General features: G+C 67.1%; 17 protein-coding genes. 8 read left to right on the top strand and 9 right to left on the bottom strand.

Annotated features, from left to right (window positions below; translation table 11 throughout):
* Window positions 1-18: 18 nt before the first annotated feature.
* Window positions 19-504: an Lrp/AsnC family transcriptional regulator gene (locus N8I71_RS12475; RefSeq protein WP_262878319.1), complete on the bottom strand. Its 486-nt coding sequence runs from the start codon at window positions 502-504 to the stop codon at window positions 19-21.
* A 114-nt stretch (window positions 505-618) separates the two neighbouring features.
* On the opposite strand from N8I71_RS12475, the gene hppD reads away from it, so the two are divergent.
* Entirely contained in the window at window positions 619-1,722 is a 1,104-nt protein-coding gene (gene hppD, locus N8I71_RS12480; RefSeq protein WP_262878320.1) for a 4-hydroxyphenylpyruvate dioxygenase, read from the top strand.
* Between the two features lie 8 nt (window positions 1,723-1,730).
* On the opposite strand, the gene N8I71_RS12485 is transcribed toward hppD, so the two are convergent.
* Window positions 1,731-2,408 carry a DUF6639 family protein gene (locus tag N8I71_RS12485; protein WP_262878321.1) on the bottom strand — a complete coding sequence of 226 codons (678 nt, stop codon included), beginning with the start codon at window positions 2,406-2,408 and terminating at the stop codon, window positions 1,731-1,733.
* Window positions 2,409-2,756 carry a YdhR family protein gene (locus N8I71_RS12490; RefSeq protein WP_262878322.1) on the bottom strand — a complete coding sequence of 116 codons (348 nt, stop codon included), beginning with the start codon at window positions 2,754-2,756 and terminating at the stop codon, window positions 2,409-2,411.
* Between the two features lie 115 nt (window positions 2,757-2,871).
* Between N8I71_RS12490 and N8I71_RS12495 the strand changes: the two genes are divergently transcribed.
* Window positions 2,872-3,558: a D-lyxose/D-mannose family sugar isomerase gene (locus tag N8I71_RS12495; protein ID WP_262878323.1), complete on the top strand. Its 687-nt coding sequence runs from the start codon at window positions 2,872-2,874 to the stop codon at window positions 3,556-3,558.
* Between the two features lie 18 nt (window positions 3,559-3,576).
* On the opposite strand, the gene purD is transcribed toward N8I71_RS12495, so the two are convergent.
* Complete coding sequence (gene purD / locus N8I71_RS12500) at window positions 3,577-4,842, bottom strand: phosphoribosylamine--glycine ligase (RefSeq protein ID WP_262878324.1); 1,266 nt, start codon at window positions 4,840-4,842, stop codon at window positions 3,577-3,579.
* A 60-nt stretch (window positions 4,843-4,902) separates the two neighbouring features.
* Between purD and N8I71_RS12505 the strand changes: the two genes are divergently transcribed.
* Both N8I71_RS12505 and xseA read left to right on the top strand, forming a co-directional pair.
* Window positions 4,903-5,139, top strand: a complete 237-nt coding sequence (locus tag N8I71_RS12505; protein ID WP_262878325.1) for a hypothetical protein — start codon at window positions 4,903-4,905, stop codon at window positions 5,137-5,139.
* Window positions 5,140-5,142: 3 nt separating this feature from the next.
* Entirely contained in the window at window positions 5,143-6,636 is a 1,494-nt protein-coding gene (xseA, locus tag N8I71_RS12510; protein ID WP_406676096.1) for an exodeoxyribonuclease VII large subunit, read from the top strand.
* 7 nt (window positions 6,637-6,643) lie between these two features.
* Here xseA and N8I71_RS12515 read toward each other — a convergent pair whose 3' ends face one another.
* Both N8I71_RS12515 and N8I71_RS12520 read right to left on the bottom strand, forming a co-directional pair.
* Window positions 6,644-8,893: a xanthine dehydrogenase family protein molybdopterin-binding subunit gene (locus N8I71_RS12515; RefSeq protein WP_262878326.1), complete on the bottom strand. Its 2,250-nt coding sequence runs from the start codon at window positions 8,891-8,893 to the stop codon at window positions 6,644-6,646.
* A 3-nt stretch (window positions 8,894-8,896) separates the two neighbouring features.
* Window positions 8,897-9,361 carry a (2Fe-2S)-binding protein gene (locus N8I71_RS12520; RefSeq protein WP_262878327.1) on the bottom strand — a complete coding sequence of 155 codons (465 nt, stop codon included), beginning with the start codon at window positions 9,359-9,361 and terminating at the stop codon, window positions 8,897-8,899.
* A 99-nt stretch (window positions 9,362-9,460) separates the two neighbouring features.
* Between N8I71_RS12520 and N8I71_RS12525 the strand changes: the two genes are divergently transcribed.
* Window positions 9,461-10,087, top strand: a complete 627-nt coding sequence (locus N8I71_RS12525) for a TetR/AcrR family transcriptional regulator (RefSeq protein ID WP_262878328.1) — start codon at window positions 9,461-9,463, stop codon at window positions 10,085-10,087.
* Window positions 10,088-10,119: 32 nt separating this feature from the next.
* Here N8I71_RS12525 and N8I71_RS12530 read toward each other — a convergent pair whose 3' ends face one another.
* From N8I71_RS12530 to N8I71_RS12540, 3 genes are all read right to left on the bottom strand, one after another.
* Window positions 10,120-11,073, bottom strand: a complete 954-nt coding sequence (locus N8I71_RS12530) for an ABC transporter permease (RefSeq protein WP_262878329.1) — start codon at window positions 11,071-11,073, stop codon at window positions 10,120-10,122.
* Entirely contained in the window at window positions 11,066-12,133 is a 1,068-nt protein-coding gene (locus tag N8I71_RS12535) for an ABC transporter permease (RefSeq protein WP_262878330.1), read from the bottom strand. Before N8I71_RS12535 ends, N8I71_RS12530 begins: the two co-directional genes overlap by 8 nt.
* A gap of 128 nt (window positions 12,134-12,261) precedes the next feature.
* Window positions 12,262-13,980: a peptide ABC transporter substrate-binding protein gene (locus N8I71_RS12540; protein WP_262878331.1), complete on the bottom strand. Its 1,719-nt coding sequence runs from the start codon at window positions 13,978-13,980 to the stop codon at window positions 12,262-12,264.
* Window positions 13,981-14,292: 312 nt separating this feature from the next.
* Between N8I71_RS12540 and N8I71_RS12545 the strand changes: the two genes are divergently transcribed.
* Genes N8I71_RS12545 through N8I71_RS12555 form a run of 3 tightly spaced genes read left to right on the top strand, consistent with a single transcriptional unit; the run spans window position 14,293 to window position 18,460 of the window.
* The gene (locus tag N8I71_RS12545) at window positions 14,293-16,119 is read left to right on the top strand and encodes an ABC transporter ATP-binding protein (protein WP_262878332.1); all 1,827 of its coding nucleotides are present in this window, start codon (window positions 14,293-14,295) and stop codon (window positions 16,117-16,119) included.
* Between the two features lie 8 nt (window positions 16,120-16,127).
* Window positions 16,128-17,288: an acetylornithine deacetylase gene (gene argE / locus N8I71_RS12550; protein ID WP_262878333.1), complete on the top strand. Its 1,161-nt coding sequence runs from the start codon at window positions 16,128-16,130 to the stop codon at window positions 17,286-17,288.
* Complete coding sequence (locus N8I71_RS12555; RefSeq protein WP_262878334.1) at window positions 17,288-18,460, top strand: M20 aminoacylase family protein; 1,173 nt, start codon at window positions 17,288-17,290, stop codon at window positions 18,458-18,460. The genes argE and N8I71_RS12555 overlap by 1 nt, the downstream gene beginning before the upstream one ends.
* Window positions 18,461-18,464: the final 4 nt, after the last annotated feature.

Consider the following 18,464-nt stretch of genomic DNA (forward strand, 5'->3'; position numbering starts at 1 on the left):
TTCGCCGCGCAGGCGGCGTCAGAGGGGCAGGGGCGCGTCGGGCTTGATCCGGTCCATGACGATCTGGCTCTGGACCCGGCTGACGGCAGGATGCGGCAGGAGAACGGCCTGCACGAGGCGGTTCAACGCCTCGAGATCGGCGCAGTAGACCCGCAGGAGGTAGTCGGCCTCGCCGGTCAGGGTCCAGGCGCCCACGATCTCGGGCTGCGTGCGGGTGAGGGCGGCGAAGTCGCGGGCATTGGCCTCGGTGTGGGTCGCCATGACGACCTGGATGAAGGCCTGCACGTTCAGGCCGACGCGCTGAGGGTCGATGACGGCGCGGGTCGCTCGGACATAGCCCTGCGCCTCCAGCCGTTGCCGCCGCCGCGCGGCCTGGCTCGCCGAGAGGTTCAGCCGGTCGCCCAATGCCTGCGCCGTCAGCGTCGCGTCTTGCTGGATCAGCGCGAGCAGCCGCCTGTCGGTGCGGTCGAGAACGTGCGTTGAGTCTTCGGCCTTGGGCGTCATGATGCGGAATTATCGCGTAGATGGATCGAGATGACCAGAACAACGCGCGGAAAACGCGCTTGCAATGCGGTATCCATGTCGCAGAACGCACGCAGGACTCAAGGAGACGCAGGCATGGGCCCCTTCCCGCACGACGCGCCACGCGCCACGATCACGCCCGAGAACCCCGCCGGGACCGACGGGTTCGAGTTCGTCGAGTTCGCTCATCCCGAGCCGCAGGTGCTGCGCGACCTCTTCGCGCGCATGGGCTACACCCACACCGCGACGCACAAGACGAAGGCCGTCGAGCTCTGGCAGCAGGGTGATATCACCTACGTCCTCAACGCCGAGCCCGGAAGCTTCGCCGCCCGCTTCGTGGAGGAGCACGGGCCTTGCGCGCCCTCGATGGCCTGGCGCGTGGTCGATGCGGAACACGCCTACCGGCACGCCATCTCGAAAGGCGCCGAGCCCTACGAGGGGGCCGACAAGACGCTCGACTGGCCGGCGATCAAGGGGATCGGCGGGTCGCTCATCTACTTCACGGACCAGTACTGGGATGCTTCGCCCTACAACGCGGAATTCGATTGGGTCTCGAACGCCCATCCCGAGGGGGTCGGCTTCTACTACCTCGACCACCTCACCCACAACGTCTTCAAGGGCAACATGGACACGTGGTTCCGCTTTTACGGGGACCTCTTCAATTTCCGCGAGATCCGTTTCTTCGACATCGAGGGCAAGTTCACGGGCCTGTTCAGCCGGGCGCTGACCTCGCCCTGCGGGCGCATCCGGATCCCGATCAACGAGGACCGGGGCGAGACCGGACAGATCGTGAATTACCTCAAGAAATACAACGGCGAGGGCATCCAGCACATCGCGGTCGGGGCGCGCAACATCTATGACGCTGTCGATGCCATCGCCGAGCGCGGCATCCGCTTCATGCCCGGTCCGCCCGACACCTACTACGACCTGAGCCATAGCCGCGTGACCGGCCACGAGGAGCCGGTGGAGCGCATGAAGAAGCACGGTATCCTGATCGACGGCGAGGGGGTCGTGGATGGCGGCGAGACGAAGATCCTGCTTCAGATCTTCTCCAAGACGGTGATCGGGCCGATCTTCTTCGAGTTCATCGAGCGCAAGGGCGACGACGGTTTCGGGGAGGGCAACTTCAAGGCCCTTTTCGAGTCGATCGAGGCCGAGGAGATCGCGCGGGGCGATTACGACGACGTGGCCGCCCAGTAGCCGCGCGGCTAGCGCGGTTCGTCTTCGAACGTGACGGTCCCCGCCAGCAGCTCGCCGATGAGGTCGCATCCATGCCCGGGCGCGGCGAAATGCAGCCAGGCATTGGCCGCGAAACGACGGGGTGCGATGCGGTAGATCCAGATGTTGATCCGTCCCGTCGCGGGGGCGTCCAGTCCGGCATAATCGAGGATCGCGCCGCGCCACTCGGGCGGCAGGTGATCCAGCTCCATGGCGGCCGCGATGTATTCGTGATCGATGAGCGGCACCTCGCGCCCGGGCGTATTCTGTTCGACGAGGGCGTGAGTGATCTCGTGGGTCAGCAAAGTGCCGTGCAGCACGTCGCGCGGCATGGCCGCGTACGGATCGTCGGGATCGACGAGGTCGGAATAATCCTCGCGCAAGACCAGGCGAATGCGGCTGTACGCGCAGTCGTAGGCCGCAAGGCAGGTCCCGAACGGATGCGCGATCTCGTCCACCACCTCGATGGTGAGCGGGCTTCGTTGCGGCAGGTTGCAGGCCTCCAGTGCTGCCGCCGCCTCCTCCGCCGCATGGCAGAGCGAAACGGCAAGGGCAGGGTGGGCGCCGGTGATGTCGAAGCCGCCGGCGGGACACGCCACAGGTTGCGCGGCGAGGGGCGCCACCAAGGCGCAGGCCGCCAGGATCGACAGGATGGCGGTGGGCCGCACCTAGTGGGACCCGTCCGCCCAGGGTGGCGGAACTGGCGTGCCGTCGACCCGCACCTCGCCGACCTCGTTGTCCAGCACGACCGGATTGTCGAAGATCGTGAGTGTAGGCCGGACGCCGAAACGTCCTTCCATCCAGTCGGCCCAGCCCTCGTTGAACCAGGCCTCGGCGTCCTCGCGGGTCGCGAACTCGTAGATGCCGCCGCCGCCCGCCTCGCTGTTGAGGTAGTATTTCCGCCGCAACCCCTTGACGCTGTGAAATATTTTCGTGGAAGCCACGGATTGCTCGACCACGAAGTCATGGGCTCGCTTCGGCCCGTCGAGCGGAATCTGGACAAGTGCGACGATCATGAGTGCCTCCCCGTGTGCGCGTGAAGGGTAGGGCAAGCGGACGCCCGGGCAAAGCCCGCCCTTGCCAGCGGCCCCGCCATGGCCGATGACAGGGCGCGGAAAGGGAGGTCCTGCGATGAAACGTTCCGAGATCAACGAGATCATGGCGGAGGCGGATGCCTTCATCCGGTCTTTCGGGTTCGTCCTGCCGCCCTTCGCCTACTGGACGCCGGCCGAAATGCAGGCGCGGCGCACCGAGATCGACGGCATCGTTTCGGGTCGCCTCGGCTGGGACATCACCGATTACGGGCAGGGGAAATACGACGAACTGGGCTTGTTCCTGTTCACGCTCCGCAACGGGCGGCTTTCCGACCTGCAGCGTGGCGGCGGCATGTGCTATGCCGAGAAGCTTCTGATTTCCAAGAAAAATCAGCTAAGCCCGATGCACCGCCACTACCTCAAGGCGGAGGACATCATCAATCGCGGCGGCGCGACGCTGGCGATCGAGCTGTTCGGATCCGCCCCGGACGGAAGCTTCGACGAGACCGTGGGGGGCACGGTGTTTTGCGACGGGATCGCGCGGGACTTCGCGCCCGGCGAGGTGCTGACCTTCGCGCCCGGCGAAAGCGTCACGCTGATGCCCGGCGACTGGCATGCCTTCTGGGGCGAGGGGGGCGACGTCCTGATCGGCGAAGTGTCCACGGTCAACGACGACGAGACCGACAACTGGTTCCGGGAACCCATCGGCCGCTTCGCCGAGATCGACGAGGACGTGGAGCCCACGCATCTCCTTGTGTCCGACTACGCAAGGCGGCTGGGCTGAAGCCCCTGTTATCGCGGATCAATCCAGCGCGCGCCAACCGATATCGGAGCGATATATGCCGTCGGGCCAGTCCACGGCCTTGACCATCTCGTAGGCCCGGTCACGCGCCTCCCTCAGCGTCGCGCCGCGTGCGGTGGCGTTCAGGACGCGGCCCCCGTTGGCGACGAGGCGGCCGTCGGACATCGCGGTGCCGGCATGGAACATCATGTGGAACGCGTCCTCGGGCAGCGCGTCGAGGCCGCGGATCTCCGTTCCCTTGACGTAGCTGCCCGGATAGCCCTCGGCCGCCAGAACCACCGTCATGGCGTGGTCGTCCGCCCAGTTGACCGACATTTCTGCCAGCCGTCCCTCGGCGCAGGCGAGCATCAGGTCGAGCGCCTGGCCGCCGAGCCGCATCATGAGGACTTGCGCCTCCGGGTCGCCGAAGCGGACGTTGTATTCGACCAGCCGCGGTTCGCCATCGGCGATCATGAGCCCCGCATAGAGGACACCGGTGTAAGGCGTGCCTCGACGGGCCATTTCGGCGACCGTGGGTTTCACGATGCGCTCCATCGCGGCCTCGAGGACCGCGTCGGTCATCACGGGCGCGGGGGAATAGGCCCCCATGCCGCCCGTGTTCGGGCCCGTGTCGCCGTCGCCGACGCGCTTGTGGTCCTGCGCGGTACCGATGGGCAGGACGTCCGTGCCGTCGCACAGAACGAACAGGCTCGCCTCCTCGCCTTCCATGAACTCCTCGATCACGACCGAGGCGCCGGCGGCTCCGAAGGCACCGCCCAGCATGTCGTCGATGGCGGCTTCTGCCTCGGCGCGGGTCATGGCGACGACGACGCCTTTTCCCGCGGCCAGTCCGTCGGCCTTGACCACGATCGGCGCACCGGTTCGGTCGAGGTATGCCCTGGCTTCGGCCGCGTCCTCGAACCGGGCCCAGCCTGCGGTGGGCGCGCCGCAGGCGTCACAGATTTCCTTGGTGAAGGTCTTGGAGGATTCGAGCTTCGCGGCCTGCGATCCCGGACCGAATATCAAAAAGCCTGCATCTTTCAAGATATCCACAACGCCAGCGGCGAGCGGGGCCTCTGGCCCCACAATGATGAAATCAATGCTGTTTTCTTCACATATCCCAAGTATTTCCACAGGGTTAAGGATATCGATATCCGAACATTCCGCGATCTGGGCGGTTCCCGCGTTCCCGGGTGCGACGATCAGCCGGTCGCATTTCGGATTCTGCATGACCGCCCAGGCGAGGGCATGTTCGCGACCACCGCCGCCGAGGATCAGGATGTTCACCTTTGTCGTCCCCCTTGCTACCGTGCACCCGCATTACAAACCGGCACGGGCGGGCACAACATGGCAGAGAAGAATTTCCGGATGCGGGGCCAGGGCTTCATCCGGTCGGAAGCCGGCTCGGGGGGGATCTCCTCCGCGCTCTTCGTGATTGCACTGGTCTGCGCGGGCATCGTCGCGATCCTCGGAGCCATCGGCGTTGTCAAGGCGCCTCTGCTCGTCTACCTCGTCTTCGGCGTCATCGTCCTTGCCGCCGGTTGGGATGCCCCGCGCGAGCGGCGCAAGGGTGGGGGGCGCTAGGCCTTGGACGACCTGATCGACGAAGACGCCGGCCCGGGCAACATGCCCGAATTCACCGTCTCGGAAATCTCGGGCGCGGTGAAGCGCACGATCGAAAGCGGCTTTTCCCATGTCCGCGTCCGGGGCGAGATCGGGCGGCTGTCGCTGCCGCGCTCGGGGCATGTCTACCTCGACCTCAAGGATGATCGCAGCGTCCTCGCCTCGGTCATCTGGAAGGGCGTGGCCTCGCGGCTCGCGCATCCGCCGGAAGAGGGGATGGAGGTCGTCGCGACCGGCCGTCTGACGACCTTCCCCGGGCAGTCGAAATACCAGCTGGTGATCGAGGATCTCGTGCCTGCGGGCGCGGGTGCGCTGATGGCGATGCTGGAGAAGCGCCGCATGGCACTGGCGGCCGAGGGGCTGTTCGACGAGGCGCGGAAGAAGCCGTTGCCGTTTTTGCCGGGCGTCATCGGTGTCGTCACCTCGCCCTCGGGCGCGGTGATCCGCGACATTCTCCACCGGCTGCGCGACCGCTTTCCGCGGCGCGTCCTGATCTGGCCCGTGGCCGTGCAGGGGGCCGCCTGCGCGCCCGAGGTCTCGCGCGCGATCCGAGGCTTCAACGCGCTGCCCGAGGGCGGGCCGATCCCGCGCCCCGACCTCCTCATCGTGGCGCGTGGCGGGGGAAGCCTCGAGGATCTCTGGGGCTTCAACGAGGAAATCGTCGTCCGCGCCGCCGCCGAAAGCGCGATCCCGCTGATTTCCGCCGTAGGCCACGAGACGGACACCACGCTGATCGATCATGCCGCCGACCGGCGCGCGCCGACACCGACCGCGGCGGCGGAGATGGCGGTGCCCGTGCGTCTCGACCTTCTGAACTGGCTGCGGCAGCAGGACGGTTACATGACGCGCGCCATGGGGCAGGCGGTTTCATCGCGGAAACAAAGGCTTGGCGATCTCGCGAGGGGGTTGCCCCGGCCCGAGGCCCTGCTTGACGCGCCGCGCCAGAGGCTTGACCGCGCCACGCTGCAACTCGGGCCCGCTTTGCGCCACGCGACGCAGATCCGGCGCCAGGCACTCGACCGGCTCTCGGCGCGCCTCCAGCCCGCGCTGGAGCGCGCCGTGGCCGCGCGGCGGCTGGAACTCGGGCGGATCTCTGCGGGTCTCCGGCCCGCGGCACTGCGCAACCGGCAAGCGGCGGACCGCGAACGGCTGGCCGACCTCGCCAGGCGTTTCCAGCGCGCCACGGCCGACGACACGCGGCGGCGGCAGGACCGGCTGGAAGGGCTAGCAAGGCTCCATGCCACGCTTGGCTACGAGGCGACGCTGCGGCGGGGCTATGCCGTCGTGCACGGCGACTCCGGCGTCCTGACGCGGAAGGTCGATGCGGCGGGGCAGTCGCGGCTCGATATCGAATTCGCGGACGGGCGGCTTGCCGCGATACCGGCCGATGGTCCGGCCCGGCCCACCCAGAAAGCGCGGGCCAAGGGCGACCCGCCGGATCAGGGTTCGCTGTTCTAGGCCCGCCTCAGAACACGAACCGCACCCGACGCGACAGAGGCAGGTCGCGGATGCGCTCTCCCGTCAGGTCGTAGACCGCGTTGGCGAGCGCGGGCATCGCAGGCGGCGTGGCGGGTTCGCCCACCCCTCCGAGGTGGTCCTGCGTTTCCAGGATCCGCACCTCGATCTCGGGGCAGGTGTGGATGCGCAATGCGTCGTAGTCGGGGAAGTTCCACTGCTGCACCTCGCCATCGGCGAAGGTGATCTCCTCCATTGCCGCTGCGGAGAGACCATAGACGAGTCCTCCCTCCATCTGCTGGCGGATGATGTCGGGGTCGAGCGCGGTCCCCACGTCGCAGGCGACCCAGGCCTTGTCGATGGACACGTCGCCGTCCCGGTCGCTGACCTCCACCACCACGGCGACGGGTGTATGGAAGGAATAGGTCATGGCGACGCCGCGCCCGACGCCGCGGCGGGGGGAACCGGTCCAGTTCGACATCTGCGCAACGGCCTCCAGCACGCCCGCCGAGGGGGCGTGTTCCCGCTCGGCGAGGTCGAGGCGGAAGGCGAGCGGGTCACGCCCCGCCGCGCGCGCCATCTCGTCGATGAAGCTCTCCATGAAAAAACCGTTGAAGGAGTTGCCCACCGACCGCCAGAACCCGACCGGCACGGCCAGGTCCGTCAGGTGCCCCGTCACGCGGTAGTTCGGGATGGCGTAGGGCTGGTTGAACATGCCCTCCACATGGCCCTTGTCAGGGCCGGGAGGGGCTGTGCCGGAAAGGCGCTTCGTCGACTGCCGCGTGACGGACGGGGCCGCGACCTTGCCGTCGAGCGCCTGGGCGAAACCGCCGCGGATGATGCCGCGCATCCGTGCCACGGCGGCGGGGCGGTAGAAGTCATGGCGCATGTCCTCCTCGCGGGACCAGGTGACCTGCACGGGCGCGCCCGGCATCTCGGCCGCGACGCGCGCGGCGAGGACGGCATAGTCCACCTCGCCCCGGCGCCCGAAGCCGCCGCCGAGATAGGTGACGTGGCAGGTCACGGCGTCGGCGTCGAGGCCCACGGCTTCGGCCGCCGCCTTCTCGGCGAAGCCGGGCGACTGGCTCCCGGCCCAGATCTCCAGCGCGTCGCCGGTGAAAAGCGCGGTGGCGTTCATCGGTTCCATCGTGGCATGCGCCAGCCACGGCACGGTGTATTCCGCCTCGACCACCCGGTCGTCGCCCGAGATCTCCATTCCGTCCACGTCGCCGTCGTCGCGCAGCGTGGAATTCGGCGCCTCGTCGAGGCTCGCTCGGATCGCGTCCAGCAGCGCCTCGCCCGTTTCCGGATAGGGCGCCGGGCCCCACGCGATCTCGACCGCGTCGGCCGCGCGGAAGGCGAGCCACGTGTTCGTCGCCACGACCGCGATCCCGGTGCCGAGGTCGATCACCCGCTCCACCCCCGGCATGGCCAGCGCCGCGGTGGCGTCGAAGCTCTCCATCGTGCCGCCGAGGCGGGGGGACATGCGGACGGTCGCGAACTTCATGCCCGGCAAACGGACGTCGATGCCGAATTCCGCGGTCCCGGTGACCTTGGCGACCATGTCGGTCCGCGGCATCGCCCGCCCGAGATAACGCCATTCCGAGGCGGGTCGGAGCGGCACATGGCGCGGCGGGTCCATCGTCGCGGCGGTCTCGCCGAGGTCGGCATAGGGTACCTCGATCCCCCCCGGCGCGATCACGCGGCCGTCGCGGGTGGCGAGGTTGGCAACCGGGATGCCCAGCCGTTCGGAGGCCGCCTGCTTCAGTGTTTCGCGCGCAGTGGCCCCGGCCATGCGCAGCTTCTCGTAGGCGTCGATTGTGGAGGTGGACCCCCCCGTGACTTGCAGCCCGAGGGTCTTGGGCAGGATCGTCAGCGCCTCGATCATCGCATCCTGGAAGCCGGTCCGCTCGTAGTCGTTGACCGGCAGCGCATGGGTCATCAGCGCGCCGTTGTAGTAGGCCTGTGCGGCGGGGCCGTGCATCACGCGGATATCCTCCCACGCGACGTCGAGCTCTTCGGCGATCAGCGCGGGCAGGGTCGTGTAGACGCCCTGTCCCATCTCCGCGCGCGCGGCGATCAGGGTCACGCCCTCCTGGTCGATCAGGATCCACGGGTTGAGCGTGGCTTGCCCCTCGCCGGGCTCCAGCGGGTTCGGCAGTTCCCTCCGGTACTGCCAGACGCCGAATGCCACGCCGCCGGCAATGGCGGCCGAGCCGATCAGGAATGTCCGCCGCGCGATCCTGCCCCAGTTCGCCATGGCTCAGGTCTCCCTCAAGGTGCGGGCCGCGGTGTGGATCGCGGCGCGGATGCGCGGGTAGGTGCCGCAGCGGCAGAGGTTTCCGGACATGGCGGCGTCGATGTCCTCGTCGGTCGGATCCGGCGTCTGCGAAAGGAAGGCCGCGGCCTGCATGATCTGCCCCGACTGGCAGAACCCGCATTGCGCGACCTGGTGCTCCACCCATGCGGCCTGCACGGCGTGGAGCGCGTCCGGCGTGCCGAGCGCCTCGATCGTGGTGACCGTGCCCCAGACGTCGGCCAGCGCAACCTGGCAGGAGCGCACGGCCTCCCCGTCGATCTGGACGGTGCAGGCGCCGCAGGCGGCAACGCCGCAGCCGTATTTCGTGCCGGTCAGCCCCAGTGCGTCGCGCAGCACCCACAGAAGGGGGACATCGTCGGGAAGATCCACCTCGTGATCGACTCCGTTCACTGTCAGACGCGTGGTCATGCTTCTGCTCCTCGTCCGTGACGCCGCACTTTGACAAAATATTCTCAGATCGTCAGGGCGTAAATTGACAGAACGGACGGGCGGTGTCATCCCGTTTCAATGGACGCCGTCGCCTCTTCGCCGAGCCTGACCGCGCGCATCCGCGCGCGCGTGGTCGACCCGCGCGCCTGGGCGGTACTGGAAGCGGCCTATTCCTCGTTCCTTCAGTTCGGGCTCAGGCGGACCTCGATGCAGGATATCGCGGATCGCGCGGGGATGAGCCGTGCGGCGCTCTACCTGCACTACCGCAACAAGGAAGACATCTTCCATGCGCTGATGGAGGCCTACTTCGCCGCCGCGGCAGAGGCCGTGGCCGAGGCGCTGGCGTCCCATGACGACCCGGTCGAGGCGATTGCCGCGGGGTTCGCGGCGCAGATGGGTGACGCGGCCGAGATGATGATGCAGTCGCCCCATGCCGACGAACTTCTGTCGGCCAAGCACGGGGCCGGGCGAGACATCGTTTCACGCGGTCAAGCACGGCTCGTGCAGGTCTACGGCGACTGGTTGGCGGGTGAACTGATGGCGGGGCGGGTCGCAGTCGACGCCGTTGGCGCGCATCCGCACGAGACGGCCGCAGCGATGCTCGCAGCCTTTGACGGATTGAAGCAGGCGGGGCTGGACTGGCCCGGTCTTCTCGCCGCGCGGGACAGGCTCGCGCAGCTTTTCGGCCGCGCGCTCCGGCCCTGAGCGGCCGGAGGCGCGCAATCTTTGCCGGGCGTCTAGCGGCCCCGGATGCGCGGATCGAGCGCGTCGCGCATGCCGTCACCCATGTAGTTGACCGACAGCACGGTGAGCGAGATCAGCACCCCGGGGAAGATCACCATCCAGGGCGCACGCTCGGTATACTGCACCGCGTCGATCAGGATCTTGCCCCATGTCGGGAAGTCCGAGGGGAAGCCGAGGCCGAGATAGCTCAGCGCGCTTTCCGTGATGATCGCGTTGGCGACGGCGAGCGTGCCCGACACCATGATCGGCGACAGCACGTTCGGCAGGATGTGCAGCAGGATGAGCCGCCGGGGCGGCGTCCCGATGGACCGCGCGGCGAGGATGAACTCGCGTTCCTTGATGGCGAGGATGTCGCCCCGCACGATCCGCGCAACGGGCATCCATGACGTGATCCCGATGACCGAGACCATCAGGATGAAAATCCCCGCCTCCGTCCCGAAACGCTGACTGAGCGGTTCGCGGAACAGCATGATGATGACCAGCAGAAGCGGCAGCACGGGAAGCGCCAGGAACAGGTCCGTCAGGCGCATCAGGATGCCGTCAAGCGAACGGAAAAAGCCCGCGAGCACCCCGATCAGCGTTCCGAGGAGCAGCGTGATCGCCATGGCCACGAGGCCGACGGCAAGCGATATGCGCCCCCCGAACATGACCTGGGCCATCACGTCCTGGCCAAGCTGCATCGTGCCCATCGGATGGGCGAGGCTCGGCGCGGCGAAGCGGTTGCGGGTGTCGAGCGCGCCGGGATCCACGCCCCAGAGCCACGGTCCGACCGTCACGAAAAGGATGATCGAGACGAAGCAGAACAGCCCGGCCATGGCGCCGCGATGGTGTCGGAATTGGTCCCATGCGTCGGCCCATTGGCTACGGGGCGCTTCGGACAGGATCTCGGGGGCCGCGCCCGCGGGCGTCGCGCCGGAGACGGCGGCCAGTTGAGGACGGTCAGTCATAGCGGATCCTCGGGTCCAGGATGCCGTAGAGCACATCGGCGATCAGGTTGAACATCACGACGAGCACCGCGAAGATGAAGGAGATCGTCTGCACCATCGGCACGTCGGCGCCTCGGATCGCCTGGATCAGCTGATAGCCGATGCCGTTCACGCGGAACACCTGCTCGGTGATGAGCGCGCCGCCGAAGACCGCCGGCACGTTCAGCGCGATGACGGTGACGACGGGAATGAGCGAGTTCCGGAGAACGTGCTTCAGCACCACGGTGCCTTCGCCCATCCCCTTGGCGCGGGCCGTGCGCACGTAATCCTGCTGCAGGTTGTCGAGCATCGAGGCGCGCATGTAGCGGCTGATCTGCGCGGCGTTGTAGAGGCCGAGCACCATCATCGGCATGACCATCTGCTGAAGCTGGAACACGAAGCTGTCCCAGTCCTCGACGACGTGGGTCGTGTCGTAACTCGATGGCAGCCACCACCACGCGTCGGTCGGGGTCCAGACCGAGAAGATGATGATCGCCATCGTGCCTGTGAAGAATGTCGGGATGGAGAAGCCGACCATCGAGAAGAAGGTCGCCCCCTGGTCAACGAGGGAATACTGCTTGTAGGCCGAGACGATGCCGAGCGGCATGCCGATCAGGATGCCGATGATGTAGGAGGTTCCCACCACCCACAGCGTCTGCGGCAGCGAGATCGCGATAAGGTCGAAGACGGGGCTGCGCGTCTGGTAGCTGATGATGCGGCTCGTGTCGGGCGGCACCATCTGCCAGCAGCCGTCCGGCATGGAGCGGTCGGGCAGGCGCGGTGCGCTGCAAAGCGCATCCTCAAGCATGATGAGCGGCTCGGTGATGAACATCATCCGCGCCCAGCGGAGATACTGTCCCACCAGCGGTTCGTTCACGCCGAGGCTTTCGCGGATCTGCTCGCGCACCTCGGGCGGGATCGTGAGGGGCAGGTTCGCGGTCGGGTCGGCCGGCGACAGCTTCACGATCATGAAGATGATGAAACTGATGAAGATCAGTGCCGGCACGGCAAGGATCAGGCGCCGGATGATGTATGTGACCATGGCTGCGCCTCGCTGTGAGTGTCTGGTCGGCTGCGGGTCGGGGAGAAAGGGGGGGCCTCTGTCCGGGACCGGGATGCGGCCCCCGCCCGGCGGGGCGGGAGCCGCGATTTCAGGTCAGGCGACCGCGATCACTGGCGTTCCATGCCAGGCGTGCGCGTCCACTCGGCGATGTTCCACAGCTCCGAGTCCCAGTCCGACATCTGGATGCCCTCGATGCTCACCGCGTGCGCCGAGACGCCGCCCCGGTGGATCAGCGGGATGATCGAGTAGCTCTGCACGAGCATGTCGTTCATGGCCCGGGCCAGACGGCCACGCTCGGCGAGGTCCGCGGTGCCGGCCATTTCGGCCACCAGAGCGTCGTACTCTTCCGAGCAGAAGCGCTGGATGTTGGCGCCCTGCCACTGCGTTTCGGGACGCGGCCAGTCATCGCACAGCCAGTTCGCCATGTAGGCCTGGGGGTCCACACCGGCGAAGTTGTTGGTGTACATCTCGATGTCGGCATAGAACTTCTGGAAGGTGTCCGGGGACGCCGGGTCACCGCCGAAGAAGACCGACGCGTCGATGTTGCGAAGCTCGGTGTCGATGCCAAGCTCGGCCCACCATGCCTGCACCAGCGCCTGCGTGTCCTGGCGGACGGCGTTGGTCGAGGTCTGGTAGAGCACACGCAGCGGCGTGCCGTTGTACTCGCGGATGCCGTCGCCGTCGGTGTCGACGATGCCGGCCTCATCCAGAAGCGCGATCGCGCCCGGGATGTCCTGCGTGAGGCAGGCGTCGTTGGCGGTCGAGGCATAGAGCTCGGGCGCCGGGAGCACGTTGCAGGTCGGCTGGCCGCCTGCGCCGTAGCCCACTTCGACGAGCAGCGCGCGGTCGATGGCCATGGACAGGGCCTGACCGATCACCGGGTTCGTGAGGAAGGGGTGTTCGCCGGCCTGTGCGGTCGAGCGGACATCGCCGAGCGAGGGATCGGGGTTCGTCTGGTTGAGGTGCAGACGCTCGACCGAGGTGCCGAACGCGGTCACGACGTTGCAGTTACCCTCGGCTTCCATGTCGGCCAGGATCTGCGGGTCGATCTGCAGGTTCCAGGCGTAATCGAACTCGCCCGTCTGGCAGACCGAGCGCGCCGCCGACACGGCATCGCCGCCGCCCCGGAACGTGACCGTGGCAAAGCCGGGCTGGTCGGGGTTGCGGTAGTTCGTGTTCGCGGAGAACTCGATCACGTCGTTGGGACGGAACTCGTCAACGACGAAGGGACCGGTGCCGATCGGGCCGAAGTTGGCGTCGGTGCACTCGGGCGCGCGGGCGCCGAGGCAGTCGGCGAACTGTGCGGCCTGGATCACCGGGCTCTCGGAGCCGACGAAGGCGGTGTAGGGGAAGGGCGTCGGTGCGCCGAAGGTGATCCGCACCTGGTTGTCGCCCACGGCCTCCACGCTGGTCACGCCGTCATAGGAGCTCGCTTGCGCGCAGCCGCCCTCGGGGTGGGTGCAGTATTCCCAGGTGAAAATGAAGTCGGCGGGCGTCAGCGCGGAGCCGTCGGACCAGACGATACCGTCGGCGATGGTCCAGGTGATCGAGGTCAGGTCCTCGGACACGCCGCCGTTCTCGACCGTCGGAATGTCCGCGGCGAGCCACGGAACCATTTCGCCGTTCTGGTCGAAGCGGGCCATGGATTCCAGAACCAGCGAAGCGGATTCGATCTCTTTCGTGCCGCCCGAGAGATACGGATTCAGCGTCGAGGGCGCCTGCCAGTAGATGATGTTCAGGTGCCCGGACGAGCCGCGTTCGGCCAGCGCGGCCGCAGGGGCCAGCGCCAGCGCCGCAGCGCCAAGCAGAAGCGATGAGCGTTTCATGAGGTCTTCTCTCTCCTTGTTGAACTCACTTTTGACAGTGATGTGTTGCCGGTCGCTCAGACCGGTCCGTCTTGGTCGAACGGGACAGATCGATGTCAGGCTGATGCGCTGCCAGAAGTCTACCCCGCCCCGCATCGAACGCGGATCATGGCCAAAAAGCAAGCCTGATGCCGCAACGGAATGCCCGGAAAATGGGCGGCCGCAGCATTTGACAGCAGATGTGCTTCGGTCTTAGCGTCGGTGGGTCTTTCCTTCGCCGCACATGTTCGCGCAGGTGGGACACGGGATGTCTTGACAGGGGTAGGTGGTCACATGCTCGACCGGCCGATTGCGCAGGTCCGCAACCTTCGCGTGGAATTCGAGACCAAGGGCGGCACCGTCGTCGGCGTCGAGGACGTGTCCTTCGAGGTTGGCGCCGGCGAGACCGTCTGCATCGTGGGCGAGTCGGGCTCGGGCAAGTCGGTGTCCTCGCTGTCGCTCATGCGGCTGGTGGAATTCGGCGGCGGCGAGATCACGGGCGGACAGCTGATGTTCGACCGCAAGGACGAGGAGCCGATCGACCTCGCCAAGGCCGACAGCGGCCTCATGCGCGACATCCGCGGCAACGAGATCGGCATGATCTTCCAGGAGCCGATGACGGCCCTGAACCCCGTGTTCACCGTCGAGCGGCAGCTGACCGAGGGGCTGATCAAGCACAAGGGCATGTCGAAGAAACAGGCCCGCGCCCGCGCTCTCGAACTGATGCGCCAGGTGCGCATCCCCGAGCCCGAGCGCCGGCTGCAGCAGTATCCGCACGAATTGTCGGGCGGCATGCGCCAGCGTGTCGTCATCGCCATCGCGCTGGCCTGCGAGCCGCGCATCCTGATCGCGGACGAACCCACGACCGCGCTCGACGTGACGATCCAGGCCGAGATCCTCGCGCTGATCGACCGGCTCAAGCGCGAGACCGGCACGAGCGTCATGTTCATCACCCACGACATGGCCGTCGTGGCCCAGATCGCGGATCGCGTCGTGGTCATGTACCGCGGCAACAAGGTCGAGGAAGGCCCGGTCGAGCAGATCTTCGCCAACCCGCAGCACCCCTATACCAAGGCGCTTCTGTCGGCGGTTCCGAAGCTTGGCGAGATGCATGGCAAGGCGTTGCCCGAACCCATGAAACTCATGAACGCGGCCGCGGACGCACCGCTTCCGCAGCCGATCGCCGGCACGGACAAGGTGCTTCTCAGGGTCGAGAACCTTGTGACGCGGTTCCCGGTCAAGGGCGGGCTCCTTCGGCGCACAGTGGCCAACGTCCACGCCGTCGAGGACGTGTCGCTGACGATCAATTCCGGGCAGACCCTCAGCCTCGTGGGCGAATCGGGTTGCGGCAAGTCGACGGCGGGCCGGTCGATCCTCCGGCTGGTCGAACCACTCTCGGGCAAGATCGACCTCGACGGGGTCGATATCATGGCCCTGAACCAGGCCGACCTGCGCAAGGCCCGCCGGCACATGCAGATGGTCTTCCAGGACCCCTTCGCCTCGCTCAACCCGCAGATGAAGCTCTCCCACCAGGTGGCGGAGCCGATGATGAACTTCGAGCACATCCCGGCGGATGAGCGGCAGGACCGCGTCGCGAAGCTTTTCGACCGGGTGCAGCTGCCGCGGGATTTCATGTCCCGCTACCCCCACGAGCTTTCGGGCGGCCAGCGGCAGCGCATCGCCATCGCCCGCGCGCTCGCGCTGAACCCCAAGCTCATCATCGCCGACGAGGCGGTGTCGGCGCTCGACGTGTCGGTGCAGGCGGAGGTGCTGAACCTGATGATGGAACTGCAGGCCGAGCTTGGCCTCAGCTACCTGTTCATCAGCCACGACATGGCGGTGGTCGAGCGTGTAAGCCACAACGTCGGCGTCATGTACCTCGGCCGGATCGTCGAGATCGGGCCGCGCGCGCGGATATTCGAAAACCCCCAGCACCCCTATACGCAGGCATTGCTGAAGGCGGTTCCGATCGCCGATCCGACGCGGCGGAAATCGGAGAAGGACCTGAACTTCAAGCCGATCCCGTCACCTGTCCACCCCATCGGCTACGAGCCCGAACCCTCGCGCTACGAGGAGGTCGAGCCGGGCCACATGATCCTCACCACTGACAGCGGGTACTGAAAAAACAAATGCCTGACCCCCTCAGTCCGCGAGAGCTTCTCGACAAGCTCGTTTCTTTCCCGACCGTAAGCCGCGACACCAACCTGCCCCTTGTCGACTGGGTCGAGGACTACCTCGGCAGCCATGGCATCGCGTGCTTCCGCGACTACGACGAGACCGGCACCAAGGCGAGCCTCTTCGCCCATGTCGGCCCCCGGATACCGGGCGGCGTGGTCCTGTCGGGGCATACCGACGTCGTGCCCGTGGACGGGCAGGCATGGGACACCGATCCTTTCACCGTCGTGGAAAAGGACGGCAAGCTTCATGGGCGCGGAACCTGCGACATGAAGGGCTTCGACGCGCTCGCCATCTGGGCCACGGTCGAGGCGCACCGGCGCGGGGTCGCGCGACCCCTCCAGCTCTGCCTGTCCCGCGACGAGGAGATCGGCTGCACCGGCGCGCCGCCGATGATCGAGAAGATGCAGGACCATGTGCCGAAGGCTTCGCTCGCGATCATCGGCGAGCCGACCGAATGGGGCATCGTCAACGGCCACAAGGGCGGCGTCGGTTTCGACCTGCATTTTCATGGCTTCGAGGTGCATTCCTCCATCGCCTACAAGGGCGTCTCGGCCATCATGGAGGGCGCGAAACTCATCGACTGGGCCAACCGCCAGAACGAGGAGAACGCCGCCAAGGCCGACCCGGCGAACGCCTATGACCCGCCCTACACGACGCTCCATGTCGGCATGATCCAGGGCGGCACCGCGCATAACATCACGGCGAAGGACTGCACTTTCGTCCTTTCCGCGCGCTGCGTGCCGGAGGAGCCGAACGCGGAATGGGCCGCCCGGATTCGGGCCGAAATCGACCGGCTCGAAGCGGGGATGAAGGCCGTGCGGCCCGAGGCGCATATCGACGCCAACCCGAAATGGGACGTGCCCGGCCTTGTCGCGGAACCCGATGGCGAGGCCGAGGCGCTCGTCCGCCGCCTGACCGGAGAGAACGGGAGCGCGGTGGTCAGCTACGGCACCGAGGCCGGGCAGTTCCAGGCCGCCGGATACTCCGCCGTGGTCTGCGGGCCCGGCAATATCGCCCAGGCGCACCAGCCGAACGAATGGCTCGCCGTCGAGGAACTGAAGAAAGGCGAGGCCTTCATGGCCCGCCTTCTGAGCATGCTGCAGGAACGCTGATGCCGATCAAGAACCGCCTTGCGGAACTGATGCCCGAGATCGCCGAGTGGCGCCGGGAAATCCACATGAATCCCGAAATCATGTTCGACCTGCCGAAGACCACGGCGCTCGTCGAGGCGAAGCTGAAGGAATTCGGCGTGGACGAGATCCACACCGGGATCGGACGCTCGGGTATCGTGGCGCTGATCCGGGGGAAGTCTGACACGCGGGGGCGCTGCGTCGGCCTCAGGGCGGACATGGACGCGCTGCCCATGACCGAGATGACGGGACTGCCCTATGCCAGCCAGACACCCGGCAAGATGCACGGCTGCGGCCATGACGGTCATACCGCGATGCTTCTGGGGGCGGCCAAGTATCTTGCGGAGACGCGCAACTTCGACGGGACCGTCGCGCTGATCTTCCAGCCCGCGGAAGAGGGCGGCGGCGGCGGCGAGTTGATGGTCAAGGACGGCATGATGGAGCGCTTCGGCATCGACGAGGTCTACGGCATGCACAACGAGCCCGGACTGCCCGTGGGCGAGTTCGGCGTGTCGCCCGGCCCGATCATGGCGGCGGCGGACGAGTTCGAGGTGCGCATCGTCGGCAAGGGCGGGCATGCCGCCCGTCCGCACATGTGCATCGACCCGACACCCGCGGCCTGCAACGTCGTCATGGCGCTGCAGACCGTGGCGAGCCGCAACACCGATCCGATCGACCGGATCGTCGTTTCCGTCTGCACCATCAAGACCGCGTCTGAGGCCTTCAACGTCATTCCGCCCGAGGTGCTGATCCGTGGCACGGTGCGCACGCTCTCGGACGAGGTGCGCGACATGGCCGAACGGCGCGTGACGACCCTGATCCATTCCACCGCCGAGGCCTATGGCTGCGAGGCGCGCCTCGAGTATCACCGCGGCTACCCAGTCGTCGTGAACCACGACGAGAATGCCGAGATGGCCGCCGAGATCGCGCGGGCCGTCGCGGGCTCCGACAAGGTCCGCTGGGGCCGTCCGCCACGCATGGGCGGCGAGGATTTCGCCTACATGCTGAACGCGCGCCCCGGCGCCTTCATCAACGTCGGCAACGGCAACACCGCCGGCGTTCACCACCCCGAGTACGATTTCAACGACGAGGCCATTCCCTACGGCTGTTCCTTCTTCGCGGAACTCGTCGAGCGCCGGATGCCCGCAAGCTGAGGCT

The sequence above is a fragment of the Roseicyclus sediminis genome, assembly GCF_025515305.1.
GTDB lineage: Bacteria > Pseudomonadota > Alphaproteobacteria > Rhodobacterales > Rhodobacteraceae > Roseibacterium > Roseibacterium sediminis.

Coding starts and splice junctions, on each gene's coding strand:
- N8I71_RS12475 (WP_262878319.1), bottom strand. CDS start 504: ATGACGCCCAAGGCCGAAGACTCAACGCACGTTCTCGACCGCACCGAC.
- hppD (WP_262878320.1), top strand. CDS start 619: ATGGGCCCCTTCCCGCACGACGCGCCACGCGCCACGATCACGCCCGAG.
- N8I71_RS12490 (WP_262878322.1), bottom strand. CDS start 2,756: ATGATCGTCGCACTTGTCCAGATTCCGCTCGACGGGCCGAAGCGAGCC.
- N8I71_RS12495 (WP_262878323.1), top strand. CDS start 2,872: ATGAAACGTTCCGAGATCAACGAGATCATGGCGGAGGCGGATGCCTTC.
- N8I71_RS12505 (WP_262878325.1), top strand. CDS start 4,903: ATGGCAGAGAAGAATTTCCGGATGCGGGGCCAGGGCTTCATCCGGTCG.
- N8I71_RS12515 (WP_262878326.1), bottom strand. CDS start 8,893: ATGGCGAACTGGGGCAGGATCGCGCGGCGGACATTCCTGATCGGCTCG.
- N8I71_RS12520 (WP_262878327.1), bottom strand. CDS start 9,361: ATGACCACGCGTCTGACAGTGAACGGAGTCGATCACGAGGTGGATCTT.
- N8I71_RS12525 (WP_262878328.1), top strand. CDS start 9,461: ATGGACGCCGTCGCCTCTTCGCCGAGCCTGACCGCGCGCATCCGCGCG.
- N8I71_RS12530 (WP_262878329.1), bottom strand. CDS start 11,073: ATGACTGACCGTCCTCAACTGGCCGCCGTCTCCGGCGCGACGCCCGCG.
- N8I71_RS12535 (WP_262878330.1), bottom strand. CDS start 12,133: ATGGTCACATACATCATCCGGCGCCTGATCCTTGCCGTGCCGGCACTG.
- N8I71_RS12540 (WP_262878331.1), bottom strand. CDS start 13,980: ATGAAACGCTCATCGCTTCTGCTTGGCGCTGCGGCGCTGGCGCTGGCC.
- N8I71_RS12545 (WP_262878332.1), top strand. CDS start 14,293: ATGCTCGACCGGCCGATTGCGCAGGTCCGCAACCTTCGCGTGGAATTC.
- argE (WP_262878333.1), top strand. CDS start 16,128: ATGCCTGACCCCCTCAGTCCGCGAGAGCTTCTCGACAAGCTCGTTTCT.
- N8I71_RS12555 (WP_262878334.1), top strand. CDS start 17,288: ATGCCGATCAAGAACCGCCTTGCGGAACTGATGCCCGAGATCGCCGAG.